Below are 26349 nucleotides of genomic sequence, written 5' to 3' on the forward strand. Positions count from 1 at the left end.
CCTCGATCGGGGTGTGTTCAGGGCCAGCGGCGGAATATCAACGAAGTGTTGACGCCGCCGAAAGCGAAGTTGTTGTTCATCACATGCTGGTTGCTCATCCTGCGAAACTCGCCGCGCAGGTAGTCCAGCTCGCCGCAGCGGGGATCGATTTCATCCAGGTTGAGGGTGTGCGCATACAGGTCGCTGTTCATCATCTCGATGCTGAACCACGACTCCAGCGCGCCGCAGGCGCCGAGGGTGTGGCCGAGAAAACTCTTCTGCGAACTGATCGGCATGTGCGGGCCAAACAGGCTGCTGGTGGCCAGTGTTTCGGCAATATCGCCCTGTTCGGTAGCGGTACCGTGGCCGTTGACGTAGCCGATGGCCTCTGGCGCCAGAGCAGCGTCCTCCAGGGCCAGCTCCATGGCCCGGCGCATCGTGCTCTGCTCGGGGCGGGTGGTGTGCTGGCCATCGGCATTGCTACCAAAGCCGACGATCTCGGCGTGGATGCGCGCACCGCGGGCCAGGGCATGCTCGAGCTCTTCGAGCACCAGCATGCCGCCGCCTTCGCCGATCACCAGGCCGTCGCGACCATTGTCGTAAGGACGTGGGCTCAGCTGCGGGGTGTCGTTTTTCAGGCTGGTGGCGTACAGCGCATCGAACACCATCGCCTCGGTCGGACAGAGCTCTTCGGCGCCGCCGGCGAGCATCATCGGCAAGCGCCCGAACTTGATCGCTTCATAGGCATAACCAATGCCCTGGCTGCCGCTGGTGCAGGCGCTGGAGGTCGGGATCAGGCGCCCGGTCAGGCCGAAAAAGATGCTGATATTGGCAGCAGTGGTGTGCGGCATCATGCGCACGTAGGAGTTGGCGTTGAGGCCATCGGCTACCGAGTTGAGCAGCATGTTGCCGAATGCCTTGATCTCGTCGGTGCTGCCGGTCGACGAGCCGCAGGCCACGCCCATGCGGCCGTCGCGGATGATTGGATCATCGAGCAGGCCGGCATCGGCCAGCGCCTGCTCGGCCGCAGCCACGGCCAGGCGCGATACCCGGCCCATACTGCGCAACTGCTTGCGGGTCCAGTGGCCGGGCACCTTGAAATCGTCGATCGGGCCAGCAAGACGCGTGTTCAACTCGCTGAAGCGATCCCATTCAGCCATGCGCCGGATACCGCTGCGCTGGTTGGCGAAGTGGCCGGCGATGGTCGCCCAGTCGCTGCCCAGGGAGGTGATGCCGGCCATGCCGGTGACGACTACGCGACGCATCAGCACAACCCTCCGTTGACCGCCAGCACCTGCCGGGTGATGTAGGCGGCTTCCGCCGACATCAGGAAATTGACCACGCCGGCGACTTCCTCGGGCGTGCCCATGCGTCCGGCAGGAATCATCTTCATCAGCTCGTCGACCGGCACGTGCTCATCGAGCATGGCGGTGTCGATCAGCCCTGGGGCTACGCAGTTGACGGTGATCTGACGTTTGCCCAGCTCGATCGCCAGCGCCTTGGCCGCGCCGATCACGCCGGCCTTGGAGGCACTGTAATTGACCTGGCCGCGGTTGCCGATCAACCCCGAAACCGAGGTGATGCAGACGATCCGGCCCGGTTTGCGACGGCGGATCATGGGCATGCTCAGCGGATGCAGAACGTTGTAGAAACCGTCCAGGTTGGTCCGCAGGACCTGGTCCCAGTCAGCGTCGGTCAGCGCCGGGAAGGCGCCATCGCGGGTCAGGCCGGCGTTGCAGACCACGCCATAGTAGGCGCCGTGGGTCTCCACATCCTGTTCGAGGATGCCCCGGCAGGCTTCGCGGTCGGCTACGTCGAACTGCAGCACCCGGGCCTGTTGACCCATGGCGTGGATTTCGCCGGCAACGCCATCGGCTTCGGCACGGCCACTGCGGCAATGCAGCACCAGGTCATAACCGGCACGCGCCAGGCGCAGGGCGATCGCTCGGCCGATGCCGCGGCTCGACCCGGTGACCAGGATGGTATCAGTCATGGCAAGGTTCCTCAGGGGCCGCTTCGGTCAGGTAACCAGCGACCTGTGGCGGGCGATAGACATTCAGGCGGGCGCTGGCATGCAGCCCCGGACCGCGCAGGTGACACTCGAACACACCCATACCGTTGTCGTCTTCCAGCGAGCGCAGGGCGTGGATGTGCAACTCGGCGCCGGCAGGGAAGTGTTCGACATCACATTGGTAGTTGCGCGTGCCGAGGAGAAACCCCAGCTCCACCGGCCGGCCATCGCGACGGGCGCGGCAACCGGCATAGGCGGCAACGCTTTGCGCCATCAGCTCCAGGCCGAGCCAGGCCGGCAGGCTGCCGTCGGCGCGGTTGAACAGGCCGCCAGGGCGCACTGTGCTGCGGGTGTGGATCTGCTCGTCGTCGCAGCTGTCGACCTGATCGATCAGGATCATGTCGCCGGAATGCGGCAGCAGTTCGGCCAGAGGCCAGGCAATCATGGGGTGTCTCCAACAATCAGGCTGACATTGTTGCCGCCGAAGGCGAACGAGTTGCTCATTATCCGGCGTGGCCGCGCCGCATGCATCCGCTGCGTGCCGTCGACCAGGTTAAGGGCAGGCAGGCGCGGGTCGGCCTGGCCGTCCCAGGCATGCGGTGGCAACTGGCCGTGCGGGTTGTGCTCACTCAGGCTCAGCCAGCAGAAGGCGGCTTCCAGCGCGCCGGCGGCGCCTAGGGTGTGGCCGGTCATCGGTTTGGTCGACGAGCAGGCCAGCTGCGCGCCGAACAGGCCGTGCACCGCCAGGCTTTCCATGGCGTCGTTGTGCTCGGTGGCGGTGCCGTGCAGGTTCAGATAGTCGATCTGTTCGGGCGCAAGGCCGGCGTTGTTCAAGGCCAGGGCCATGGTTTGCCGCGCGCCGGCGCCGCTCGGGTCAGGCGCTGAAATATGGTAGGCATCGCTGCTGGCGCCAGCGCCAAGCAGGGCCAGTGAAGGACCATCGGTATTACGCTCTGCGGTCATCAGAAACAGCGCAGCCGCTTCGCCGATATTGATCCCGTCACGGTTCTGCGAGAACGGATTGCAGCGTGCCTGGCTGATCGCCTCAAGGGAGTTGAAGCCGTTCAGGGTCAGGCCACAAAGGCTGTCGACGCCGCCGCACAGCACCGCATCGCAGACGCCCAGCTCGAGCAGGCGCCGGGCGCTGAGCAAGGCCCGCCCGCTGGAGGTGCAGGCGGTGGAAATCACGTAGGCCGGGCCGCTCAGTTGCAGCCAGTCGGCAAGGAACTCTGCCGGCGCGCTGAGGGCTTGCTGGTCGTAGCGATAGTCCGGCGGAAACTGCCCGCTCCGGCGCTGCTGGGCGATGGCTGCGCTGCCCTCGGCAATCCCCGAGGTGCTGGTGCCGAGCACCACCGCGATACGCTGCGCGCCGAACCGGGCGATAGCCTGGCGGATTGCCGGCTCGATCTGCATAGCGGCGCTGTAGAGCAATTGATTGTTGCGGCTGTGTTGCGTTGGCAGCGGCACCGCCGGCAGCTCAGCTTGCACCGCGCCGACGGTCGGACAGCGCTCCGGGATCCACCCAGGTTGGGCCTGCATGCCCGAACAGTCACCGGCAAACAGGCGTGCGGCGACCTCAGCCTGGCCACGGCCGAGGGCGCAGGTCAGGCCCAGCGCATTCAGGTAGGCGGTCATGGCAGGCGCTCGCTGGGTAGGGGGTCGACTAGATAACGCAGGCCGTGGGCCAGTTTCAAGTCAAAAGCGCCCGGCTGCCGATAGCTGACCTGCCAACGCTCGCCCAACCAGCGCTGCTGGCCTTGTTCGCGGGCATCCGGGTAGAGCTGCGCCAGTTGCTCGGAGGGGGTCAGAGCAAACAGCAGCGCGGCAAACAGCTCGCGTGCCGGCGGATTGGGTGGCAACAGGCCGTCGGCCTGCCAGTGTTGACCATCGAACAACTGGCGTGCCTGGGGGATACCCAGCAGATCGAGTAGCGACCAGCGCAGTTGGCCGTTCTCGGCCTGCACCACGAGCATCCAGTCCTGGCGCTCGCCGGCCTGCTCGCGCTGCACGTGCAACTGCTGGGGCAACTGCAACTGCGGCATCTGCGCGGGCAGCGGCGCGCGGCTGCTGCAGGCGGCCAGCACCAGGCACAGCGTCGCCAGCAGCAGCGCCCTCATGGCTGCACCAGCGGCTTGCGGGCGACCACATTGACCAGGGTTTCTTCGCGCTGGCCTGGCGCGGGCGGCTTGCGCAGGCGCAGCCGTTCGAGCAGGCCGAAGTCCTTGGCGCGGCTCCACCACAGGTACGGGTAGGAGACATTGCGCGCCGTGAAGGCAAAGCCCTGTTCGCGCAGCATCTGCAGATAACCCTCGGCACTCTTCTGTACATGCATTGGGTGGCGGAACAGCCAGCGGATCACCCAGGTGTCGATATAGGCTTCGGTGGATTCGGCGAACAGCAGATAACCACCAGGCTTAAGCACCCGCCAGAACTCGGCGAGGGCCTGGTCCTGTTCCACCAGATGGTGGAAGGTCTGATGGCAGAAGACGATATCGACGCTGGCGTCTGCCAGTTGCAGTTGGGCGCAGTCGCTGCCCAGCAGCTCGACCGTAAGGCCCTGGCGCGTAGCTTCGGCGCCGCTTAGTTGCAGGCTGTGCGGGTCGGCATCGATACCGATCAATCGGCCGGGCGCAAACACTCGCTGCAGATGCTTGAACGATTTGCCCTGGCCGCAGCCGGCATCGAGCAGCACCGGCGCCGCTGGCAGCGGGCTGTCGAACAACTGACGCAGGTCGTCGATCGCCACCCGTAGTACGTGATGCTGCCAGGTGTGGCTGCGCAGGAACCAGAAACCAAAGCGAGTTTCTTCGACATAGCTGGCGCTGAGGAACGGAGGCTGACTCATGCCTGGCCCCTCGCGCAAAGCGCCGCCAGAGTCGCCAGCCGGCGCCGTGGTTCAGCCACGAACGGGTTGCGCTCATCCCAGGCGTAGCCAGCCAGAATCGAGCTGATCATGGCGCGAATCTGCGGCGAGCTGCCGGGGTGATAGATCACGTCCTGAAAGCTGCCGTCATACCAACCCTCGACATAGGCGCGGAAGGTATCCACCCCACGTTTGAGCGGCTCGGCAAACTCCCGCTGCCAGTCGACCGCTTCGCCGCGCAACTGGCGGTCGAGCAGGGCGGCAGCCATGCTGGCCGAGCGCATGGCAATGGTGACTCCGGACGAAAATACCGGGTCGAGAAACTCTGCGGCGTTGCCGAGCAGGGCAAAGCCGTTGCCATGCAGGGTTTTGACGTTGGCCGAGTAGCCGCCGATGGTCCGCGCCGGGGTGTCCCACACGGCGTTGGCCAAGACCTTGGCCAGGCTTGGCGTCTGCGCCACGAAATGCTGCAGGCAGGCGTCCAGATCGGTCGGCGCTGCAGCAAAGCGCTCGGCGGCCGCGACGACACCCAGCGACGCGCGACCGTCGCTGAACGGGATGGTCCAGAACCAGATGTCGCGGTGTTCCGGGTGGGTGGTGATAAGGATCTTGTTGCGGTCGAAGCCGGGCAGATCGATGCGGTCTTCGATGTGGGTGAATACTGCCTGGCGCACCGGGAAATTCGACGGTGCTTCCAGGTCGAGCAGGCGCGGCAACACGCGGCCATAGCCGCTGGCATCGAGGACGAAGTCGGCCTGCACTTCGTATTCGCTGGCGTCTGGCCGGCGTGCGCGCAGGCGTGGCTGCGCAGCGCTCATGTCGGCGCTGATGATCTCGTGCTCGTAGCGGATTTCCACGCCCTGGGCCTCGGCCTGGTCGGCCAGCAGCTTGTCGAACCGCGCCCGTTGGACCTGGAAGGTGCTCGGCCGGCCCTGGCTGAAGGTTTGGCCGAAATCAAACGCACTGTACTCATCACCCCAGGCAAAGGCGGCGCCGTCCTTGTACTGGAAACCCGCCGCTTCGAGCGCTTCGAGCATGCCGGCTTCTTCGACGAAGTCGATGCAGTGCGACAGCAGGCTTTCGCCAATGGAGAAGCGCGGGAAGCGCTGGCGCTCGATGACCAGCACATCGTGGCCGCGGCGCTTGAGCAACGCGGCAGCGATGGCGCCCGAGGGGCCAGCGCCGATGACCACGACCTGGTGGTGTTGCAGTTCACAGTTCGGCATGTGGCCTCCTTGGCGGTGTGAGGGAAGTCTGCGGGATGCGATGCAGGCCGGCGAAGGCAGGCATGAGGGTGGCGATCAGGCTCATCAGCATCAGCGCGAAGTACAACGCCGGGCTGATCAGCTGCTGGGTCAGCAACAGATTGAGAAAAACGATTTCGCTGAGACCGCGGATGTTCAGCAGCAGGCTCTCGCGCCACTTGCTGGCGCCGGCGAACGAGGCGGTCGCCCAGCTCAAACCGAGCCAGTTACCGAGCAGCTTGCTCAGGATCGGCAGCACCAGCAGCGCCAGCAGCTGGCTGGCGTCGAAGCCTGCGAAGGCATGCTGCAGGTCGATCTGGACCACGCCGTAGGTGAGGATCAGCGGCACGGCCAGGCCTTGTTGCAGGCGGCGGTTGCTGGCGTCTGTCAGCGGCAGGCGTAGCTGCAGGCCAAGCACGCGCAAGCAGGCCAGATAGCCAACGCCGAAGATCAGCGCGTTGAGCCGGAAGTGCTCGGCGGCAAACAGCAGTAGCAGGAAAACCAGGCCGTACAGACGTGGTGCGCGCAGGCCCAGACCACGCAGCACTACCGGCGTCAGCGCCGCCAGCGCCGGCAGGGCCAGGCTGCTTGGTTGCAGGCTGCCCTGGCCCATGCCGAGCAATAGCCAGCAGGCCAGGTCGATGACGATCGCGGCCTGCAGCAGGCGCTGGCTGGCGGCTGGCGGGTAGTCGATGGCGCGCAGGTACAGGTACAGCACTGGGATTGCGGTGATGGCGAAGACCAGGCCCATGGCCAGGGCGCTGACCCCGCTCAGTTCAAGCAGCCACAGCGCGCAGGCCACGCCGCAGGCAAACGGCACGGCGAAGCTGGGCAGGGCGATCTTCAATGCTTGCGGGTCGAGGCGCAGGTGCGCGACGTCAGCGAGAATGTGCCCCAGCAACAGAGCAAAGCTGCAGCCGTAGAGGGTCTTCAGCCAGATCGGGGCGATCAGCTGGGCGCCGTCGAGCTGCCAGTGCGGTTGTACCCACAACAGCATCAGCAGCGGCAGCACCAGCGCGGCCAACAGCAGCTGGCTGACGATAGGGATAAGCCCCAGGCGTTTGCCGAATGCGCTGGCCACGGCAAACAGGGCCAGGGCCATGAGCCAGAACAGGACGATGCTCATGGCTGCACCGCCGGCGTCTCGCGTGCCGCTGCCCACGGCGCCAGCAGGAAACTGAAGATCAACCCGAGGCTGACGGCCATGCCGAAGTTGCTCACCGCAGGCGTCTGCGACAGCGCCAGCAGGCCGAACGACAGCCAGGTGGTCAGAGCCGCCAGCAAGGTGCCGAGCAAGCTCACCGCAGCCCCGCCGATACGCTCGTGCATGAGGATGGCGTAGTCGACGCTGATGGCCGTGACCAGCAGCAGGCCAAACAGGCTGAACAGTGTCAGCGGCTGCCCCAGCCAACCGAGGCTGGCCAGGCTGCATAACGCTGCCAGCAGCGGCAGGGCGACAATGCGCAGCGAACCGCGCAGGCCGAACGGGACTGCCAGCAGCACCAGGATCAGTGCGCAGGACAGCAGCTTGAGCTCGGCGGCGCTGATCTGGGTGGCGGCGAACAGTTGATTGAGTTCGCCGAGCCGGTCGACCAGTTGCACGCCATCCAGGTCGTCGGTCTGCAAGCGCAGCAGGCTGGCATCGCTCAGGCCTTGCAGACTGACGATGGCGGCGACGCCGGTAGCGTCCTGGCCAAGCCAGAGCGGTCGCCAGGCTTCAGCAAGCGGACCGGCGAGGGCCTGCTCGATGCTCAGGGGCGGCAACGTTTGCAGCTGTTGCAGCTGGGTTTGCAGGCCGGCTTGCGGCACACCGAGTTCAACCAGCGGCTGCCAATAGTCGCTCAGGTGGGCCAGCGCCTGCCGGGTTTGTGCCTGCTGCTCAGGGCTGGCGACGATCTGCGAGAGGCTCAGATAACCCTTGAGCTTGCCTAGGTCATGCAGCTCGTCGAGCTTGGCCGACAGCGCCTGCAGGCGCTGGAACAGTTGCTCTTGCTCAGCCCCGCGCACCAGGTAGAACTGACTGGTTGGCTGGTAGCCGGTGATGCGTGCGACTGCCTGGGCTTGCTCTTGCAGTTGCGGCGGGCTCGCCACCCATTGGCGGATGTCGTTACGCGTGTCCAGCTGCCACAGCCCAGCGCCGCAAAACAGCAGCACCAGCACCAGCAGCACTGCGCTGGGCACTCTGCGCAACAGCCGCTCGCGCCAGTCGGTGAGGGCTTGCGCGATACGTAGCGGCCACTGCGCCGGCTTCAGCTCGACCTGGCCCAGCAATGCCGGCAGCAGGCACACCGCGCACAGGTAGGCGCCGATCAAGCCGGCGGCCGAGAACGCGGCAATCTGGGTCAGGGCCGGAAACGGCGTGAACGCCAGCGCCAGATAACCGATGCAGCTGGTCGCCAGGCTCAGGCTCAGCCCTGGCAGGGTCAGGCGTACCGCCGGCCAACTGCGCCATGGCTTGAGGCTCCAGCTCTTCGACAAGTAATGCAGCGGGTAATCCACCGCTACGCCGATCAGGCTCGAACCGAGTACCAGAGTCATCACGTGCATGTGGCCGAACAGCGCCACGCACACCACCGAGCCGAACAGCATGCCGGTCAGCACCGGCACGAACGCCAGCAGGGCCCGCCAGCGACGAAACGCCAGCAGCAGCAACAACAGAATGCTCAACGTCGCGCCACCGCCGACCCAGGTGATTTCGCGGCTGGCCTGCTGCTGGCCGGCGGCCGCGTACAGCAGGCCACTGGCGGCCAGCAACTGGGCGCCATGCGGTTCGGCCTGGCGGCGGGCATCAGCCAGCAGCTCGGCCACCTGCAGCGGTAGCTTCATATCGAAGGCAGTGCCCAGGGTGCGCGCCCGCAGCAGCACCCACTGGCGGCCATCGGCCTGCGCGATCAAGGCGCCACTGGCCGTGTCCAGTTCGATATTGACGGGTTTCGGCTGGCTGTTCTGAATACGCCCGGTCAAGCCCAGCCAGTCGTCCTGGGCAGGCACCAGGCTGAACCCGGAAAACGGGTCGAACAGGCTCTGCACGCGCTGCTCGATGAATGCCGCGGGCCGTTCGCGCAGCTGCGCGCGGTCAGCTGCCGAGAGCATCGCCACGCGGCCGGCGAGCAACTGCTCGCGGACCGCGCCGAGGTCTGTCTGCAGGCTCCACTGCACGCGCTCGAACAGTCCGCTGGCCTGCCATTGGCCGGCCAGTTGCTCGGCAAGGGCCAGCGCTTGCTGGCGTTCGGCGTGGCCAACCAGTACCAGTACCTCGCGGTTCAGGGGCTCTTGCACGCGCAATTCGGCGCGCTTGACCAGGGCGTCTTCGGTGGCGCCCGGCACCAGCGCCATCAGGTCGGCTGACAGCGGCGCGCCGCGCTGCCATTGCCAGCCGGCGATGGCCAGCATCACCAGCAGCAGGGCGAGAAAGCCGCGCGGCAACCAGCGTTCAATCGACAAAATCGCTGCGCTCCGTGTCGCTGAGGGCGGCAGCGCCATGGCTGTCGGTCATGCGCAGCAGCGTGCTGTCGCCCTGGGTTTCACTGAGCTGAATCTGTTCGACGAACTGCCCGCCGCTGATGTCGATGCGGGTGAAGATCTGTTTGAGCAGCAGCGAACGCGGGGTCAGTTGCAGCTGCCAGTGCGTGGCGTCACCGCTCAGGCTCAGTTCGAAGTCGCGCTTGAGACCGGCACTGTCGCCTTGCAGCACGGCAAAGAACAGCCGGTTCTGCTCGGCGCCGGCACTGGCGCTGGGCAGGCGCTGCCAGCCGCTCGGATCACGCCGGGCAATGCCGTTGGCGTCGATCCGGTAGTCCTGGCGCAGCGGCGTCTGCAACAGCCACAACAAACCATGCTCGCGGGCCAGCACGAACTGGCCCTTGCTCAGCAACGGCTGGGGTAGAGCGCGCAGGTGCTTTTCCTGAATGAACGGGCCTTTGACCACGGCCGGCGCGCTGAGCTGGCGCTGCAGGTCATCAAGGCTGAATGCTTGCGCCAGCGGGCTGAGCAGGCTCAGGGCAAGGGTCAGCAGTGTGCACAGGCGCTTCATGGCAAAACCCTCTGTACGGCGTCGAGCATGACCTGCGGCGAGGCCAGCTGCATTTCGCCGCTGTCGATGTGCACCGCGACCTGCACCGTGCTCGCGCGGGTCATCCGCTCGCCGGTTTCGGCGTCGCTGATCAGGTAATGAATCTTCAAGCGGTTTTCCCACTCGACCAGGCTCGCGCGCACGGTCAAGCGCTGGCCGAAGGTGGCGCCGCGGATATAACGCAGCTGCAGGTCGATCACCGGCCAGGCAAAACCGCTCGCCTGCATCTGCACGTAGTTGTGGCCGAGTTGGTCGAGCAGCGCGCAGCGGGCCACTTCCAGGTATTTGACATAATGGCCGTGCCAGACCACATGCATGCTGTCGACGTCGAAAAACGGCACCTGCACTTCAGTGTCGACGTGGATCACTCCCGCACTACGCATGCAGCCTCCAGTGACGTTGGCCGATGCGCAGCAGGCAGTGGCGCAGGTCGGCTTCCAGCGCGCGGTCTTCGATCACCGGGACGAACTCGACGAGCAGGGCTTCGTGCATCTGCGCCAGTGCTGGCGGCAGTGCATGTCTTTCTGCCTGGCGGGCACGCAGCCACACGCCCTGGTTCGCCGCCAGCAGGGTCGCAGCGGCAACCTGCTCGGTCAGCTCCAGCACGCGCAGGGCATCGCGCGCAGCGATGGTGCCCATGCTCACCTTGTCCTGGTTGTGGCATTCGGTGGAGCGCGAGAACACGCTGGCCGGCATGGTCAGCTTGAGCGCTTCGGCGGTCCAGGCGCTGGCGCCGATCTGCACGGCCTTGAAGCCATGGTTGATCATCGCCCGCTCGGCCGGGGCGCCCGACAGGTTGCTTGGCAGGCCGTGGTTGTAGCGGGTATCGACCAGCAGCGCGAGCTGGCGGTCGAGCAGGTCGGCAACGTTCGCCACCAGGGTTTTCAGGCTGTCCATGGCAAAGGCGATATGGCCGCCATAGAAGTGCCCGCCATGCAGTACGCGCTCGGCGTCGCCGTCGATAATCGGATTGTCGTTGGCGCTGTTCAGCTCGGTTTCGATAAAACCGCGCAGCCAGCCCAGGCTATCGGCGAGCACGCCCAGTACATGCGGCGCGCAGCGCAGCGAGTAACGGTCCTGCAGGCGGTGCAGCGGTGGTAGCGGGGCGTCGATGGCCAGGTCCTGGCGCAACCAGGCGGCGACTTGTGTCTGGCCGGGGTGCGGCTTGGCGGCGAACAGGCGCTCGTCGAAGTGCTCCGGGTTGCCCTGCAGGGCGATCACGTTGAGGGCGGTGATGCGCGTGGCCAGTTGCAGCAGGTAGTCGGCGCGGGAGAAGGCCAGGCAAGCCAGGCCGGTCATCACCGCAGTGCCGTTCATCAATGCCAGTGCCTCTTTGGGGCGCAGCACCAAGGGCTGCCAGCCCAGCTCGCGGTGCACGTCGGCACTACTGCGGCGCTGGCCCTGGTAGCTGACCTCGCGCTCGCCGGACAGGGTCGCTGCGACGTACGACAGCGGCGTCAGGTCGCCGCTGGCGCCGACCGAACCTTCTTCCGGGATCAACGGCAGGATGTCGTGCTCGAGGAACGCGCGCAGGCGCTCCAGCAACTCCAGGCGCACCCCCGACACGCCGTGGCTCAGCGAGCGCAGGCGGGCCGCCAGCACGGCGCGCACCGCCGGTGCTTCGAGCAGGCGGCCCAGGCCGCAGCCATGGAAGGTGTACAGGTGCTGCGGCAGCGCTTCGACATGCTCCAGCGGCACGGCCACCACGCAGGAATCGCCGTAACCGGTAGTGACGCCGTAGATCACCCCTTCTTTGCTCAGCAGGGTGTCGAGAAAGCGCGCGCCACGAGCGATGCGTTCGCGGTAGGCGGCGTCGTCCTGCAAGTGGGCGCTGGCCCGGCGTTCGGCCAGGGCTACAACAGCTTCGATGGCCAGGTGCGACTCACCGAAAGTTACAGGCTCATGCGGATGCATCGTCGTCGGTCTTCCAGAAAGGGTAGAAGTTGAACCACTGCAGCGGCGCTTGGCTGCAGTAGTGCGCCAGGCGTTGCGCATAGCGCGTGGTCCATTCGGCAATCACTTGGTCGCGCTGGCCGCGGCGCCATTGCACACGCTCGGCAAAGGGTTCGAGGGTGACTCGGTAGCGGCCTTGCAGCTTGAGGCAGAACAGCAGGTTGAGCGGGCAGCCAAGGATCCCCGCCAGCAGCCACGGCCCCTGCGGGAATGCGGCGCGGTGACCGAGGAAATCCACCTCGACGGTGCGCGCGCCATGCAGCGGTACCCGATCACCGGCAATCGCCAGCCATTCGCCGCGCTCGAGCCGTTCGGACAACTGCAGCATCACTGCCGGGTCCAATTCGCTGACCTGAATCAGGCGCAGATTGGTCGCGCCGGCCTCGCCCAGCAGGCGGTTGAAGCGCTCGGCGTGGCGGGTGTGCACCAGCACGTTCATGGTCACCTGCTCGCCCAGTTCGGCCAGCGCCCGGCACACTTCAAGGTTGCCCAAGTGGGCGCCCACCAGCATCTGCCCGCGTTCGCCGCGCAATTGCGTGCGCAGTTGCGCTGGGTCGTCGATTTCGATGTCTTCCAGGCGCAGGCGGCCATTCCATACGTCGAGCTTGTCCAGCAGGGCGTCGGCGAACGCCATGAACTGGCGGAACACCTGCCACTGGCTCGGCGCCGGTGTCTGTCCGCCGTTGCATGCGCTGAGCCGTTGCTGGTATTGCCAGGCACTGCGCCGGGCGCGGCGGCCGAACAGGAAGAAGTAGCCGACGATGACGTGGATCAGCGGGCTCAGCACGCGCCGGCCAAGCAGCCGTACCAGCGTTGCGGTCAGCTTCATCAGCCAGAAACTGCCGCGCTCCTGATGCTGTGCCCAGTGCCGCGCAGGAGTAGTCATGCGCGCCACCTGCGCCAGACGATCAGCGGCGCGCGCAGCAGCATGCCGAAGAACAGCTTGGCGTGCATTGTCGAGATCAGCGCGTTGTCGTGCACCAGGCGAAAGTGCGACAGGCCGTCCTGCGGGTAGTGCACGCGGGTTGGCAGCCAGCGCATCGGCTGGTTGCGCCAGGCCAGGCGCACCAGGATCTCCGGATCGAAATCCATTCGCCGGCCAAGCTTGACGCTGTTGATCAGGGCCAGCGTGGCAGGCAGCGGGTAGACGCGAAAACCGCACATGGAATCGGGAATCTGCAGCGACAGGCTGTTGATCCACACCCATACATGGGTCAGGTAGCGCGCATACAGACGGCCCTTGGGCACGCTGGCGTCGTATTGCGGATAACCACACACCAGTGCCTGTGGATCATTCTGCGAAAGCTCAAGAAAACGGCCGATGTCGCCCAGGTCATGCTGGCCGTCGGCGTCTACTTGCAGTGCATGGCTGAAACCCAGCCGCGCCGCTTCGCGCAGGCCGGCCATCACCGCGCCGCCCTTGCCCTGGTTGACGCTCAGGCTGACCAGATAGATGTCCGTTTGAGTGGCCAGCTGTGCCAGCACTGAGGCGCATGCGGGGCTGCTGGCGTCGTCAACCAGCACGCAGGGCAGCCCGGCGCGCTGCAGGTCGCTGACTACTGCTGGCAGCGCGTGCTCGTGGTTGTATACCGGGATCACTGCGCAAGGCTTATGCATCGACCGTCTCCATCAGAATGCGGCCGCTGGAGCAGGCCTGCCCGGCGCAGGTGTAGGCGAAGTAGAGTTTGCCGCGCTCGCTGTCCCAGCGCAGGCTCAGCAGCACTTCGTCGCCGGGGCGCACCAGTTGCTGGAATTTGAGCACTTCCATGCCGGCAAAGCGGCGCTGGCCCGGCAGTAGTTCGCTGGCCAGGGCAATCGCCCAGTCGACCTGCACCACACCGGGCAGCACCGGCGTTTTCGGGAAGTGCCCGCTGAAGCAGGCCAGGTCCAGCGGCACGTGCAGTGTGAGCAGGTGCTGGTCCTGCTCCTGGCGCTGTTCGAGCAGCTCTGGCTGCATGCTGCGTGAGGCTTGCAGCAGCGCCTGCACCTGGGCCTCGGGCAGCTTGCCCTGGCTGGTCAGCGGCAGCTGGCGCAGCAGTCGCCAGCGCCGCGGCAGGGCGACCGCTTCGCAATGATCGGCCAAGTGCCGTCGCAGGCCTTCGATCAACGCGCGTCGGCCCTGATTGCGCAGGGCGTGCAGGCCGCTGGCCGACAACACCAGCAAGGCGCCGAGGTAGGCGCGGCCCTGTTCGAGCATGCCCAGCCGCGCTTCGCTGACCCAGGCATGGCTGCACAGCGCTTGTTCGAGCAGGGGCAGCGACACACGTTTTTCTTCCAGCTTGACGATCCGGTCGAGCCGGCCGAGCAGGCGCAGGCGCCCGTCGGTGCTGAACTGGACCGCATCGGCCGTTTGCTCGACATGCCCGACGGGCAGGTAGGGTGAGGCAATGCGCAGGGCGCCGTGCGCGTCCTGGCTCAGTTGCACCTCGGCAAAGGGCTGCCACAGGGTGTCGCCCTGACGCCAGGCGACACCGCCGGTTTCAGAGCTGCCGAAGATCTCGGTCGGCCATTGGCCGAGCAACTGCTGCAGGCGCTGGCCGGCTTCGGCGGGCAGGGCGCCGCCGGAGGTGAACACCCGGCGCACGTGGCCCAGCGCTGGCCAGTCGAGGTTGTCACCCATGCGTTTGAGCAGGGCCGGGCTGGCCACCCAGGCGAAGTCTGCATGTTCACGGCTGGCCCGTTGCAGGTCTTCGGGGAACGGCAGTTGGCGGCGCTCGAAGCCGCGCCCCGCGCACAGTGGCCAGAGCACGCGGAACAGCAGGCCATAGATGTGCTGGGTGGCGACGCTGCCAATGATCCAGGCATCGCCCAGGCTGGCGCCCCACAGTGCCTGCAGCGCGCTGACTTCATTGGCCAGTTGGCTCAGCTGCTTGTCGATGCGCTTGGGCTCGCCGCTGGAGCCGGAGGTGCACAGGCTGATCGAGCAGGTGTGCGGGTCGAGGTCGGCTGCCGGCAGTGGCTCACCGAGCAGGCTGAGCAATGAATGATCGCCGGCCTGGTCGCTGAGCCACAGGTCGACCTGCTCGCTCCAGCGCGCCCGCGTGGCGGCTTGCAGATCGGCTGGCAGCAACACGGTGACGCCAGCGCGCCAGGCGCCGAGCAGGGCGATCGCCAGCTCGGCGGCGTCTTCCAGGTGCACCGCCAGGCGCTGCACGCCGCGCTGCTGCAGGCCACCGGCGAGGCGCAAGGCCTGGGTGCACAGCTCGGCGTGGTCGAGCGCCGGCGCCTGGGTCACCTGGCGCGGCGCATCCAGCGGGCGCAGCAGGTGGTGAAGATTGATCCAGTTCATGGGCGTCCTCGCACACGTTGTCTTGTCAGCCATTCGCCAGCGAACAGCAGGCCCATCGCGATATAGGCGATCAGGCCGTTGTACAGGGTCCACCAGCTCAGTGGCGCCCACAGGGTCAGGCCCGCTGCGATCAGCCCGTTAAGCAGAAAGAACAGGCACCACACCTGCGTCACCCGGCGGGTGTACTCCACCGCGCGCGCTGGCAAATCAGGCTCTTGCAGGCGTGCCAGGCGCTCGGCCATGGGCATGCCGTGGAGCAGGCTGGAGCCGAACAGGCCGAGCATGAAGGTGCTGATCAGCACCGGGTACCAGCGCAGCAGTTGGGCACTGTCGCTCAGCCCGAGCAGGGCGCAGAAGGCCAACGCCAGCGCGGCCATGCACAGGCTGGCGGGGCGGCGCGGCGCGCTCAAGGCGCGGGCCAGCCACAGGCCACCCAGCAGCAGGGCGAACTGCCACGGGGCAAAGTGCGCCAGGCCGAAATGCACGGCAAACGGGTACAGCACCCCAGCCACGACCAGACCGAGGCCGATCAGGCGTTTCATGCGGCCGGGTTGACCAGGCGGAACACCGCTTCGACCACATCATTGACGGTGCGCACGGCCTTGAACTCTTCGGCGGCGATTTTCTTGCCGGTCTGGCGCTTGATGTGGTCGATCAGGTCGATCGCATCGATGCTGTCGATTTCCAGGTCCTGATACAGGTTGGCGTCCAGGGTTACGCGCTCTGGCTCCAGCTCGAACAGCTCGACCAGCGCATCGCGCAAAATATTGAAGATGTCTTCGCGGGTTTGCATGTGAGTTCTCAGGCGGCGTTGCGGGCAGTGACGAACGCCGCCAGTGCGGCGACGCTGCTGAAATGGTTGCGGGTGTCCTTGGCGTCGGCGTCGATCTTGATGCCATAGCGCTTCTGTATCGCCAGACCGAGCTCGAGAGCGTCCACCGAGTCCAGGCCCAGGCCGTCGCCAAACAGCGGTTGCTGGTCGTCGATGTCGTCCACGGCTATGTCTTCCAGGCCGAGTGCGTCGATGATCAATTGCTTGAGGTCACGGTTAAGGTCTTGCTGTGGATCGCTCATCGATGGCGAGCTCCTTGATGTAGTACTGATGCAGATAATCGTTGAGTGCGCGCGACGCCTTTGGCGCAGGTCCGAGGGCGGCGAACGTTTGTGGGTCGATATCGGCGCCGACACTCAGGCTCAAGTGCACGCGGCGCTGAGGGATGCGATACCAGGGTTCGTTCTTGGTCAGGGTGCTCGGGCTGACCTTGATGGTTACGGGGGTGATGATCTTCGCACCGCGCAGGGCAATCGCGGCGGCGCCGCGATGAAAGGCCGGCGCCTGGCCGGGCGGGGTGCGTGTGCCCTCCGGGAATATCACCAGCGGCTGGCCATCGCGCAGGCATTGCACGGCGTTGTCGAGCATGTCCATGCTGCCATCGTTGCCCAGGTACTGCGCTTCACTGACCGGACCGCGGGTGAAGGGGTTGTCGAACAGGCTCTGCTTGATTACGCAATTGCCCTGACGCACCAGACCGATGAGAAACACCACATCGATCAGCGAGGGGTGGTTGGCGATGATCATCTGCCCGGGGCGGCCGAGGCGCTCGGCGCCGTCGATCTGGTAGGTGAGCACGCCACTGAACCGCATCACCCGTACGAACTGCCAGAACAGCCAGCTGATGGTGTAGCGCGCGCGTTGACGATGACGCACCACTCCGCCCGGCAAGCAGCTGAGCAACGGAAACACCAGCACGCGCAGGCACAGGCCGCCGAGACCAAACAGGCAAAAGCACGCAGCTGTCGCCAGCAGGCGCCAGTAGTAGTGATCGCGGGTCTTGCTCACGGCTGCCGTTGCCAGGTCCATGACCGCCGCTTCCAGGTATGAGTGAAGCAATTCACGCCGTTCAGTGTGGCCTGCAGCCAGTTCAGGGCATGTGGCAGGGCGGCCGGCAACGACTGCGTGGCTGCCGGGCCAGGGCTCAGTTGCCACTGCTGACCCGGGGTGACCAACAGGCCTAGGGCGTAGGCGAAAGGCACATCGTTGACCCAGGCATCGTAGACCGCCGGCGGCAGTTCTTCGCAGACGATCAGCAACACCGCCGGCGCGCCCTCCGCCAACAGCGCCGCAGCCTCCAGCAGGCCCTGCTCAAGGCCATCGCCGGCGGCGGCGATGGCGGTCATCTCGCTGGTTTCGCCGCGCAGGATCGACCACAGCCCGATTACCGCGTTGTGCACCGACAGGCTGAACTGGGTCGGCGACAACGGTTGCTGATCAGCCAGGTCACTGAGAATGGCAAAGGTGCGCGGGGTTTCGCCATGACGCGAGGCAAATACCAGCGGCAGTGCCTCGTACCCTTCAGCCAGCGGCCAGCCGACAGCAAAGGCCATGCGCGCCAGATTGCTCAGGCGACGGCGCTGCATGGCCGGCAGGAACGAGACGTCTGGCGACGCCGCTTCACTGCAGCTGTGTCGGCTGCCCTGGGCCCACGCCTGCCAGTCGGCAGGCGTCACCAGGCCTGGAGCCCAGGCACGCCATTGGCTGATATCGAAGGTGATCACGGTGCTTTTTATTCCGCCCTGAAGGACTGCCTTGCCGAGGAATGACTCGTAACAACGACCTGACAGGGTTGGCATATTCGCCGAGTGGCGCGCATTATCACGGCGCCAGCGATGTGTAGCAATTGCTGGTTACATAATCGCCATCAGACAAGTTCATTTACGTTTTGCACAACGCCGACATGTGGTGCAGGCAAATTCCGACAAGCGGTGCTGCCCGCATGGCAGCTGCCGTTGGAGCGGCTTAAGCGAAGTTGCGCTGGCCAATGCACGGGCCTCGACACATACTCGGACATTCGTTGATACACGGAGGTCTCTCATGCGGCGCGTGGTATTCAATCAGAAAGGTGGCGTGGGCAAATCGAGCATTGCCTGCAACCTGGCAGCGGTCAGCGCCAACGAAGGCTACCGGACCCTGCTGATCGACCTGGACTCCCAGGCCAACTCGACCCAGTACCTGACCGGGCTGACCGGCGACGACATCCCCATGGGCATCGCCGACTTCTTCAAGCAGAGCCTGTCGACCGGGCCGTTCTCGAAGAAGAACAAGGTCGATATCTACGAAACCCCATTCGACAACCTGCACGTGGTTACCGCCACGGCGGAGTTGGCCGACCTGCAGCCCAAGCTCGAGGCCAAGCACAAGATCAACAAGCTGCGCAAATTGCTCGAAGAGCTCGACGAGGATTACGATCGGATCTACATCGATACCCCGCCGGCGCTGAATTTCTATGCGGTATCAGCGTTGATCGCGGCTGATCGAGTGCTGATCCCCTTCGACTGCGACAGTTTCTCGCGCCAGGCGCTGTACGGCCTGCTGGCCGAGATCGAAGAGTTGAGGGACGACCACAACGAAGGCCTGCTGGTCGAAGGCATCGTGGTCAATCAATTCCAGTCACGCGCCAGCCTGCCGCAGCAGATGCTCGATGAGCTGATCGAAGAGGGCCTGCCGGTGTTGCCGGTGTACCTGACCAGCTCGGTGAAGATGCGCGAATCGCACCATGCCAGCCTGCCGCTGATCCACCTGGATCCGCGGCACAAGCTGACCCAGCAGTTCGTCGAGCTGCACGCGTTGCTCGAAGAAAACGCCTAAACGCCCTGGCTGCGCAGCCACTCCAGTAATGAGTGGAGTGGAAATGCGCCAGCCTGACGGCTGATTTCGCGACCGTTCTTGAACAGGATCAAGCTTGGGATCGAGCGGATGCCCAGTTGGCTGGCCAGATTGCGGTTGGCTTCGCTATCGAGCTTGGCCAAACGGCAGCGACCGCTCAGTTGCGCCGCTGCCTGGGTGAAGATCGGCGCGAACGACTTGCACGGCCCACACCAGTCGGCCCAGACGTCCAGCAACAAGGGCAGATCGCCTTTGATCTGGCTGGCGTAGTTTGCCTCGCTCAGATCGAACGGCCGGCTCAGCAACACGGCCTGTTTGCAGCGGCCGCATTTGGGCGTGTCGTTCAGGCGCTCGGCCGGCAGGCGGTTGAGGCCGTTGCAGTGTGGGCAGGGGATCACTAGTGGATCGGACATTGTGACTCCTTATGAATGCGATTCTGACCGGAAATTCTGGGGCTGCTTTGCAGCCCTTTCGCGGCACAAGGCCGCTCCTACAGTTGACCGCGTACGTCGGTATTACGCGGTGCCTGTAGGGGCGGCCTGGTGTCGCGAAAGGGGCGCATAGCGCCCCCCGACGTCCTCAAAAGTTACTCACGACGAGCAACTGATTTCCAGATGCTTGCCCCACTCCGGCGGGCGCTCGGCGTAGGCCTGCATGCCCGGCTGCTCTTCGAACGGCCTGCTCAACACCTGATGCAGGCGGCGCACTTCGGTGTAGTCACCGCCATTGGCCGCTTCGATGGCCTTCTGTGCCAGGTAATTGCGCAGCACGTACAGTGGGTTGACCGCATGCATACGCTCGCGGCGGCCCTCGGCGTTGGCTGGCTCGCGCTCACAGCGGGCCAGATAGGTCGCGCTCCAGGCATCGAAGCCGGCCAGATCGACAAAATCGTCGCGTACTGCCTGCAGGGCCGCTGCGGCGGGCTGATCGCCAAGCCGGCGGAAGAACAGCGTGTAGTCGACGCCGCCGCTCTGCATACGTTGCAGCAGGGTTTCGACCAATTGCAGGTCGTCGTCCTCGGCGGTAGTCAGGCCCAGGCGGCGGCGCATCAGGTCGAGGTAGTGGGTCTGGTACAGCGGCAGGAACAGGCCCAGCGCCTGCTTCAGTGCCTCGACCTCGACAAACGGAGTCAAGGCCTGGGCCAGTGCGCTGAGGTTCCAGTGGGCGATGGGCACCTGATTGCTGTAGCTGTAACGCCCCTGATTGTCAGAGTGGTTGCAGATGAAGTTGGCGTCGAAGTCGTCGAGGAAGGCAAACGGGCCGAAGTCGAAGGTGATGCCCAGGATCGACATGTTGTCGGTGTTCATCACCCCATGGCAGAAACCATAGGCCTGCCAGCGCGCGACCAACTCGGCGTTGCGCTCGACGATGGTCTGGAACATCGCCAGGTACGGTTGCTCGGCGCTGCGGCATTCAGGGTAATGCTGCTCCAGCACATGGTCGATCAGCAGCTGCTGCTGTTCTGGCTGGCGGGTGTAATAGAAATACTCGAAGTGGCCAAAACGGATATGGCTCTGTGCCAGGCGCAGGATCATTGCCGCGCTCTCCTGGGTCTCACGCCACACCGGCGTGCTCGAGCCGATCACGCACAGCGCGCGGCTGCTGGGGATGCCCAAGGCGTGCAGGGCTTCGGAACCGAGGAACTCGCGGATAGACGAGCGCAGCACGGCGCGGCCATCACCCATACGCGAATAAGGCGTTTGCCCGGCACCCTTGAGGTGCAGGTCCCAGTGCTCGCCGGCATCGTTGACTACTTCGCCCAGCAGCAATCCGCGGCCATCGCCCAGACGCGGCGTATAGCCGCCGAACTGGTGCCCGGAGTAGACCATCGCCCGTGGGTCGGCGTCTTGCCAGGACTGGTGGCCGCTGAACAGCTCGGCAAACAGCGGCAGCGCTGCCTGCGCCGGGTCGAGATCGAGCAGGGCCATCGCCGACTCGCTGGCCACTACCACCCGCGGCTCGGCGATCGGGTCAGGCAGTACCTGAGTGGAGAAGGCATCGCCGAGGCGGGCGAAGCGATTGTCGAAGGTCAGTTGGTCTAGGGCTTTCACGGGCCGGCTCCTGGCATGGCGGACGAGGGCCAGGCCCTCGCCGCGAGTGTGCGGTGCATGCCGGTTTGAGTCCAGTCAGAACGGTTGAGTGCCTTCGGGTTTTGTCCCGTCGCCACCTTCAACGGCGATCAGCTTCTGTTTGTGGCCCTGGGTGTCCATCAGGAACACTTCGACCTGGCGCACCGAGATCTTGATGTCGTGGGCCTTGAACTCGCGGCTGATGTAGCGGTTGATCTCGTCCAGGGTCGGGTTGCGGTCACCGAGGTCGCGCACGTGCATGCGCAACTCGTGATCCAGCGAGCTCTCGCCGAAGTTGAGGAAATACACCAGCGGTTCTGGGTCTTTCAGCACGCGCGGGTTGTCATGTGCGCCCTTGAGCAGCAGTTCACGTACCAGGTCCAGGTCCGAGCCGTAGTCGATGCCCAGTTTCAGCGTGACCCGGGTGACCGTGTCGGTCAGCGACCAGTTGATCAACTGGCCGGTGATGAAGGTCTTGTTGGGGACGATGATGTCCTTGCGGTCGAAGTCGGTGATGGTGGTGGCGCGGATGCGGATCTTGCTCACCGTGCCGGACAGGTTGCCGATGGTGATGGTGTCGCCGATACGCACCGGGCGCTCGAACAGGATCATGATCCCGGAGATGAAGTTGGCGAAGATTTCCTGCATGCCAAAGCCAATCCCCAGCGACAGTGCAGCCACCAGCCATTGCAGCTTGTCCCAGCTGACGCCCAGGGTCGACAAGGTACTGACGAAACCGACCCCGGCAATCACGTAGGACAGCAGTGTGGTGGTGGCATAGGCGCTGCCCTGCGCCAGGTTCAGGCGTGACAGCACCAGCACTTCGAGCAGGCCCGGCAGGTTGCCGGCCAGGGCGAAGGTGATGCCGATGATCACCAGTGCGCCGAGCAGGTCACCCAGGCTGATCGGCACCATGCTGGCGGCGGCGCCGGTACCGCTGGTGTACTCGTAAAGGGTGAAGTTGTTGAGGTAGGCGAACACCGAAAGCAGGTCTGCCCAGACCCAGTACAGGCCACCGATGAAGCCGCCGAGCAGGGCCAGGCGGATCAGGCGCAGCGATTGCTGGTTGACCTGTTCGATGTCCAGGGTCGGCTCCTCGACGATCACCTCGCCGTCGAGCCCTTCCTTGCTTGCCTGGCGCTTGCTCAGCGCGCGCTGATAGGCCAGGCGCCGCGCGGCAACCGACAGGCCGCGTACGAACGCTGCCTCGATCACCAGCCAGAACAGCAGCAGGTACAAGGTGTAGATCAAACGGTCGGTGAGTTTCAGGGCGGTGTAGTAGTAGCCGAAGCACACGGCCACGAACAACGCCATCGGCAGCGCCGTGAAGGCCACCCCGACGATCTTGCGAAACAGTGACGTGTCGCGGTGCGCCGGGCTACTCAACAGCAGGCGGCTGAGCAACCAGGCCATCAAGGCATAGCAGGTCAGTACTACGCCGATGCCAAGCACGTCACTGGCCAGCGCCGACGGCTGGTGTTCGGCCACGGCGACCACCCCGACCAGCGCCAGCACCACGGTACCCAGACGCCGCACCCAGCCACGCAGGAACTGCACCTGCGGCTTGTGCCAGCGGAAATGCACCTCGGCCACGCCGCCCGGCGCGAGAATCCGGTAGGCGGTGTAGAACACCAGCCAGGCCTGAGCCAGCTGCCACAAGGCAGCACTCAGGTTGGCATTCTGCCCGCGTGCATCGACCTGGAGGATATACGCGCACAAGGCCAGGGTCAGGCTCAGCGGCATCGCCAGCAGCACGTTGATCAGCAGCGCCTGCGGCGTGTGCCACTGGCTGTCGCGTTTGAAGTGGCCGATGTCCTGATGCACCTTGCTCAAGCGCTGATACAAGTAGCGCCGGCGCCACTGCAGCACTCCTATCAGCAGCAATAGCGGCAGGAACAGCAATGGCCGCAGGCTGAGGCCTTGCAGCACTTCCTTGACGCCCGAACCCCACGGCAGGTTGGCCACCTGATCGATCAGGCGCCCGGGCACGCTGCTCAGCCATTCCCAGTCCAGCGGCTTGTTACTGGGGATCCAGAACATCTGCTCTTCCAGGGTGGTGCGCAACCCCTGAGCGGTGCTGACCAGCTGCTTCTGGTTCAGCTGCAGGGTGATCGATTCGTTGAGCAATGCCGAAAGCTCACGGTTGAGCCGTTCGAGCAGGTCGCTGCGGGTGATGGCCACTTCCAACAGTGCCTTGCGCAGTTCGGGCGTGACGTCCTCGGCAGGCTGGCTGGCGAGCACGCCATCGACGTAGCTGACGGGGCTGCTCATCTGCTCGCGCTGCTGGTTGACCTCGAACTGATACAGGCGGATATCGGCGATCTGGTCGGCCAGGTCGCGGTCGAGCTTCAAATGCGGCAGGCTCTGTTTTTGCTTGTAGAGGATCTTGGACAGCAACAGGCTGCCCTTGAGCACGTCGATCTGTTCATCAAGCACCTGATCGGCCTGGGTCAGGCTGTCGAGCTGAGTTTTGGTCTTGAGGTTCTGCTGGGTCAGCTCGTTGAGCCGGTCGGTACTCTTGAGCAGGTAGTCGGAGAGCTTGAGGTTGGCGGCGCTCTCATTGGCCAGCAGGACACTGCCGCCGGACTTCTGCGCTTCCAGCGATTGCTGGGTCACCGCTTGCTGCGACTGCGCAAGGCGTTTGTCGTTGATCAGCGTCTGCAGTTGCTGGATTTCCTGCTCCAGGCGCGCGGTGCGCTCGACCAGCAGGTCGTGCTGAGCGCTGCCCAGGTCCTGCAGCAGGCCGTTGCCGGCCAGTTCCTGGCGGCGCAGCAGGGTTTGCGCGTTGAGCGAGGCGAGCTCGGCGGCGAGCTGATTGCGTTGGTCGGCGGAGAGGGCCTTGCCAGCGTCCTTGCCGGACTTGAGGCTGCTGTTGATCTGCTGGATGCGCGTCTGGTTGTTGCTGATCTGCGCTTGCGCCCGTTCCGGGCGGGTCTGCGAACTGATCATCAGGCTGTTGGCATCGGCCAGCGCCTTTTGCAGCTCGCCTTGCAGCGTGCTGCGCTCGCTGAGCAGTTGCTCGAGTTGCGGCACGCTCAGGTTGGCATAGCGCTGGGTGACGGGAGCCGGTGTGCTCGCCTTGAGCTTGGCCAGCTCGCGTTGGGCCTCGCTGGTCAAGCGCGGCGCGTCGGCCAACTGCTGCTTCAGCGCCTTGAGCTTGGCCGCGCTGTCCTGCTGGCTGGCGAGCAGGCTCAGGGTCTGCTCGAGCACTTGCTGCAGGCTCTTCTGGTCAGCCTCGGGCAGCTTGCGCTCGGCGATCTTGTCGAGGCTGTTCTGCACGCTGGCAGTGGTCGGGGCCTCGGCAGCGGTGGCGCCGAAAGAGAGGGACAGGCACAGCCCGAGCAGGGCTGCGCGAAGGTGCACGCGCAGGGACATAAGCAGAGTCTTGTCAGGGGTTCGTGTGATACGAGGCAAGTCGAGGGCTACAGGAACAAGCCCGGGCCGGGGCGAGTTCCTTCGGGGAATTTGACGCCGACTTTGTCGATCTTGTTCCCGTCCATGACTGCGACCGTCCAGATTGTGCCGTGCCATTCGATCTGATCGCCTACTACTGGAGCGCCTCCGACCTTTTGTCGGATGAACTGCGCCAGCGCCATATCGGCGTTCAAACCGTCCAGTTGCAGGCCATAAAGTGCTGCCACCTGGCCCAGTTCGGCATCGCCTTCGAGAACGAAATCGCCAAAGAAACGCAGGTCCAGGCCACGTTGTGGCGCCTGGCTGAACAGCTTGCCCAGCGCCGGCAGGTTATGCTCGTGGCCGATCACGCAGAGCATGTCGTCCACTTCCAGCACGGTACTGCCGGATGGGTGCAGCAGCTGCTCGCCGCGAAACAGCGCGGCAATCCGCGTGCCTTCGGGCATCTTCAGCTCGCGCAGGGCGGCGCCGATGCACCACTTTTCTGCGCCGAGGCGGTAGACGAACATCTCCCACTCGCTGGTGATGTGTACCTCCAGCGCCGAGCGCGAGATTGGTGCCGGGTCTGGCGGTACCGTGACCTTGAGCAGCTTGGCCATCCACGGCAGGCTGGTGCCCTGCACCAGCAGCGAGATCAACACGATGAAGAAGGCCAGGTTGAAGAACAGCTGCGCTTGCGGCAGCCCCGCCATCAGCGGGAACACGGCCAGAATGATCGGTACCGCGCCGCGCAAACCGACCCAGGCAATGAAGCCCTTTTCACGGTCATGGAAGGCCTTGAACGGCAGTAGCGCGGCGAGCACCGACAGTGGCCGCGCCACCAGGATCATCCACAGCGCCAGGCCCAGCGCCGGCACTGCAATCGGCAGCAGGTCATGTGGCGTGACCAGCAGCCCGAGCACCAGGAACATGCCGATCTGCGCCAGCCAGGCCATGCCGTCGAGCATGTGCAAAATACCGTGGCGGCTGCGGATCGGCCGGTTGCCGAGCACCAGGCCGCACAGATAAACCGCGAGGAAGCCGCTGCCGTGCAGGGCGTTGGTCAGCGAAAACACCACCAGCCCGCCAGCCACTACCAGAATCGGGTAGAGGCCGCTGGCGAGGTTGATGCGGTTGACCATCTGCAGCATCAGCCAGCCGCCGCCCAAACCCAGCAGGCCGCCGATACCGAACTCGCGCAGCAGGTGAGTGAGCAGGCTCCAGTGCAGGCCGGTCTGGCCGCTGGCGATCATGTCGATCAGGGTTACGGTGAGGAATACCGCCATCGGGTCGTTGCTGCCCGATTCGATCTCGAGCGTGGCGGTGACCCGCTCGTTGAGGCCTTTGCCACCGAGCAGCGAGAACACCGCCGCAGCGTCGGTCGAGCCGACGATGGCGCCGATCAACAGGCCCTGGATCAGGCTCAGATCGAACAGCCAGGCCGCGACCATGCCGGTCAGCGCCGTGGTGATCAATACCCCGACCGTGGCCAGCGACAGCGCCGGCCACAGCGCTACGCGAAAGCTCGCCACCCGTGTGCGCAGGCCGCCGTCGAGGAGGATTACCGCCAGCGCCAAGTTGCCCACCAGGTAGGCAGTCGGGTAGTTGTTGAAAATGATCCCGCCGCCGTCGACGCCGGCCACCATGCCGACCGCCAGAATGATGACCAGAATCGGAATGCCCAGGCGCGATGACAGCGAGCTGACCAGAATACTTGCACCCACCAGCAATGCGCCGATCAGGAACAGGCTGTTGATGGTGCTTGCATCCAAGGGCGGTACTCCGGAGAAACGGGGGGACAGGCGGCGCTGT

General features: G+C 65.1%; 25 protein-coding genes. 1 reads left to right on the forward strand and 24 read right to left on the reverse strand.

What is annotated here, in order from left to right:
• Positions 1–17: 17 nt before the first annotated feature.
• The 20 genes from IDM28_RS00630 to IDM28_RS00725 are packed head-to-tail and all read right to left on the reverse strand — an operon-like array spanning position 18 to position 17967.
• Complete coding sequence (locus tag IDM28_RS00630; RefSeq protein WP_101315535.1) at positions 18–1244, reverse strand: beta-ketoacyl-ACP synthase; 1227 nt, start codon at positions 1242–1244, stop codon at positions 18–20.
• Entirely contained in the window at positions 1244–1972 is a 729-nt protein-coding gene (gene fabG, locus IDM28_RS00635; RefSeq protein WP_150573357.1) for a 3-oxoacyl-ACP reductase FabG, read from the reverse strand. The genes IDM28_RS00630 and fabG overlap by 1 nt, the downstream gene beginning before the upstream one ends.
• On the reverse strand, positions 1965–2435 hold the full coding sequence (locus IDM28_RS00640; protein ID WP_188035158.1) for a hotdog family protein: 471 nt from the start codon (positions 2433–2435) through the stop codon (positions 1965–1967). Before IDM28_RS00640 ends, fabG begins: the two co-directional genes overlap by 8 nt.
• Positions 2432–3625: a beta-ketoacyl-[acyl-carrier-protein] synthase family protein gene (locus tag IDM28_RS00645; protein ID WP_188035159.1), complete on the reverse strand. Its 1194-nt coding sequence runs from the start codon at positions 3623–3625 to the stop codon at positions 2432–2434. The genes IDM28_RS00640 and IDM28_RS00645 overlap by 4 nt, the downstream gene beginning before the upstream one ends.
• Positions 3622–4107, reverse strand: a complete 486-nt coding sequence (locus tag IDM28_RS00650; RefSeq protein ID WP_103435707.1) for a hypothetical protein — start codon at positions 4105–4107, stop codon at positions 3622–3624. Before IDM28_RS00650 ends, IDM28_RS00645 begins: the two co-directional genes overlap by 4 nt.
• On the reverse strand, positions 4104–4835 hold the full coding sequence (locus tag IDM28_RS00655; RefSeq protein ID WP_150573360.1) for a class I SAM-dependent methyltransferase: 732 nt from the start codon (positions 4833–4835) through the stop codon (positions 4104–4106). The genes IDM28_RS00650 and IDM28_RS00655 overlap by 4 nt, the downstream gene beginning before the upstream one ends.
• A complete protein-coding gene (locus IDM28_RS00660) occupies positions 4832–6079 on the reverse strand; it encodes an NAD(P)/FAD-dependent oxidoreductase (protein WP_188035160.1) in 1248 nt (415 codons plus the stop codon). Before IDM28_RS00660 ends, IDM28_RS00655 begins: the two co-directional genes overlap by 4 nt.
• A complete protein-coding gene (locus tag IDM28_RS00665) occupies positions 6066–7223 on the reverse strand; it encodes a sodium:proton antiporter (protein ID WP_188035161.1) in 1158 nt (385 codons plus the stop codon). Before IDM28_RS00665 ends, IDM28_RS00660 begins: the two co-directional genes overlap by 14 nt.
• Entirely contained in the window at positions 7220–9580 is a 2361-nt protein-coding gene (locus IDM28_RS00670) for an MMPL family transporter (protein WP_410524646.1), read from the reverse strand. Before IDM28_RS00670 ends, IDM28_RS00665 begins: the two co-directional genes overlap by 4 nt.
• Positions 9531–10130 (reverse strand): outer membrane lipoprotein carrier protein LolA, encoded by a 600-nt coding sequence (locus IDM28_RS00675; protein ID WP_150570359.1) that lies wholly within the window; start codon positions 10128–10130, stop codon positions 9531–9533. The genes IDM28_RS00670 and IDM28_RS00675 overlap by 50 nt, the downstream gene beginning before the upstream one ends.
• Positions 10127–10552 (reverse strand): acyl-CoA thioesterase, encoded by a 426-nt coding sequence (locus IDM28_RS00680; protein WP_150570358.1) that lies wholly within the window; start codon positions 10550–10552, stop codon positions 10127–10129. Before IDM28_RS00680 ends, IDM28_RS00675 begins: the two co-directional genes overlap by 4 nt.
• Positions 10545–12083: a histidine ammonia-lyase gene (gene hutH, locus IDM28_RS00685; protein ID WP_150570357.1), complete on the reverse strand. Its 1539-nt coding sequence runs from the start codon at positions 12081–12083 to the stop codon at positions 10545–10547. The genes IDM28_RS00680 and hutH overlap by 8 nt, the downstream gene beginning before the upstream one ends.
• On the reverse strand, positions 12070–13008 hold the full coding sequence (locus tag IDM28_RS00690; RefSeq protein WP_150573367.1) for a glycosyl transferase: 939 nt from the start codon (positions 13006–13008) through the stop codon (positions 12070–12072). Before IDM28_RS00690 ends, hutH begins: the two co-directional genes overlap by 14 nt.
• Entirely contained in the window at positions 13005–13739 is a 735-nt protein-coding gene (locus IDM28_RS00695; protein WP_150570355.1) for a glycosyltransferase family 2 protein, read from the reverse strand. Before IDM28_RS00695 ends, IDM28_RS00690 begins: the two co-directional genes overlap by 4 nt.
• Positions 13732–15411 carry an AMP-binding protein gene (locus IDM28_RS00700; RefSeq protein ID WP_188035163.1) on the reverse strand — a complete coding sequence of 560 codons (1680 nt, stop codon included), beginning with the start codon at positions 15409–15411 and terminating at the stop codon, positions 13732–13734. The genes IDM28_RS00695 and IDM28_RS00700 overlap by 8 nt, the downstream gene beginning before the upstream one ends.
• The gene (locus IDM28_RS00705; RefSeq protein WP_188035164.1) at positions 15408–15953 is read right to left on the reverse strand and encodes a hypothetical protein; all 546 of its coding nucleotides are present in this window, start codon (positions 15951–15953) and stop codon (positions 15408–15410) included. Before IDM28_RS00705 ends, IDM28_RS00700 begins: the two co-directional genes overlap by 4 nt.
• Positions 15950–16204 carry an acyl carrier protein gene (locus IDM28_RS00710; RefSeq protein WP_101315566.1) on the reverse strand — a complete coding sequence of 85 codons (255 nt, stop codon included), beginning with the start codon at positions 16202–16204 and terminating at the stop codon, positions 15950–15952. The genes IDM28_RS00705 and IDM28_RS00710 overlap by 4 nt, the downstream gene beginning before the upstream one ends.
• An 8-nt stretch (positions 16205–16212) precedes the next feature.
• Entirely contained in the window at positions 16213–16485 is a 273-nt protein-coding gene (locus tag IDM28_RS00715; protein WP_101315568.1) for a phosphopantetheine-binding protein, read from the reverse strand.
• Complete coding sequence (locus IDM28_RS00720; protein WP_150571529.1) at positions 16460–17272, reverse strand: lysophospholipid acyltransferase family protein; 813 nt, start codon at positions 17270–17272, stop codon at positions 16460–16462. Before IDM28_RS00720 ends, IDM28_RS00715 begins: the two co-directional genes overlap by 26 nt.
• Positions 17248–17967, reverse strand: coding sequence for a beta-ketoacyl synthase chain length factor (locus tag IDM28_RS00725; protein ID WP_150571528.1), 720 nt, complete (start codon positions 17965–17967; stop codon positions 17248–17250). Before IDM28_RS00725 ends, IDM28_RS00720 begins: the two co-directional genes overlap by 25 nt.
• A 316-nt stretch (positions 17968–18283) precedes the next feature.
• On the opposite strand from IDM28_RS00725, the gene IDM28_RS00730 reads away from it, so the two are divergent.
• On the forward strand, positions 18284–19057 hold the full coding sequence (locus tag IDM28_RS00730; RefSeq protein WP_150571527.1) for a ParA family protein: 774 nt from the start codon (positions 18284–18286) through the stop codon (positions 19055–19057).
• Here IDM28_RS00730 and trxC read toward each other — a convergent pair.
• The 4 genes from trxC to IDM28_RS00750 form a co-directional block, all read right to left on the reverse strand.
• Positions 19054–19488, reverse strand: coding sequence for a thioredoxin TrxC (gene trxC, locus IDM28_RS00735; protein WP_101315575.1), 435 nt, complete (start codon positions 19486–19488; stop codon positions 19054–19056). The genes IDM28_RS00730 and trxC overlap by 4 nt on opposite strands.
• 177 nt (positions 19489–19665) lie before the next feature.
• Positions 19666–21126, reverse strand: coding sequence for a protein adenylyltransferase SelO (selO, locus tag IDM28_RS00740; protein ID WP_188035166.1), 1461 nt, complete (start codon positions 21124–21126; stop codon positions 19666–19668).
• A 75-nt stretch (positions 21127–21201) separates the two neighbouring features.
• Positions 21202–24519: a mechanosensitive channel MscK gene (gene mscK, locus IDM28_RS00745; protein WP_188035167.1), complete on the reverse strand. Its 3318-nt coding sequence runs from the start codon at positions 24517–24519 to the stop codon at positions 21202–21204.
• 47 nt (positions 24520–24566) lie between these two features.
• Positions 24567–26309 (reverse strand): potassium/proton antiporter, encoded by a 1743-nt coding sequence (locus tag IDM28_RS00750; RefSeq protein ID WP_103435727.1) that lies wholly within the window; start codon positions 26307–26309, stop codon positions 24567–24569.
• Between the last annotated feature and the right edge of the window lie 40 nt (positions 26310–26349).

It is taken from the genome of Pseudomonas sp. EZ-C24 (genome assembly GCF_014525325.1).
Lineage (GTDB): Bacteria > Pseudomonadota > Gammaproteobacteria > Pseudomonadales > Pseudomonadaceae > Aquipseudomonas > Aquipseudomonas shirazensis.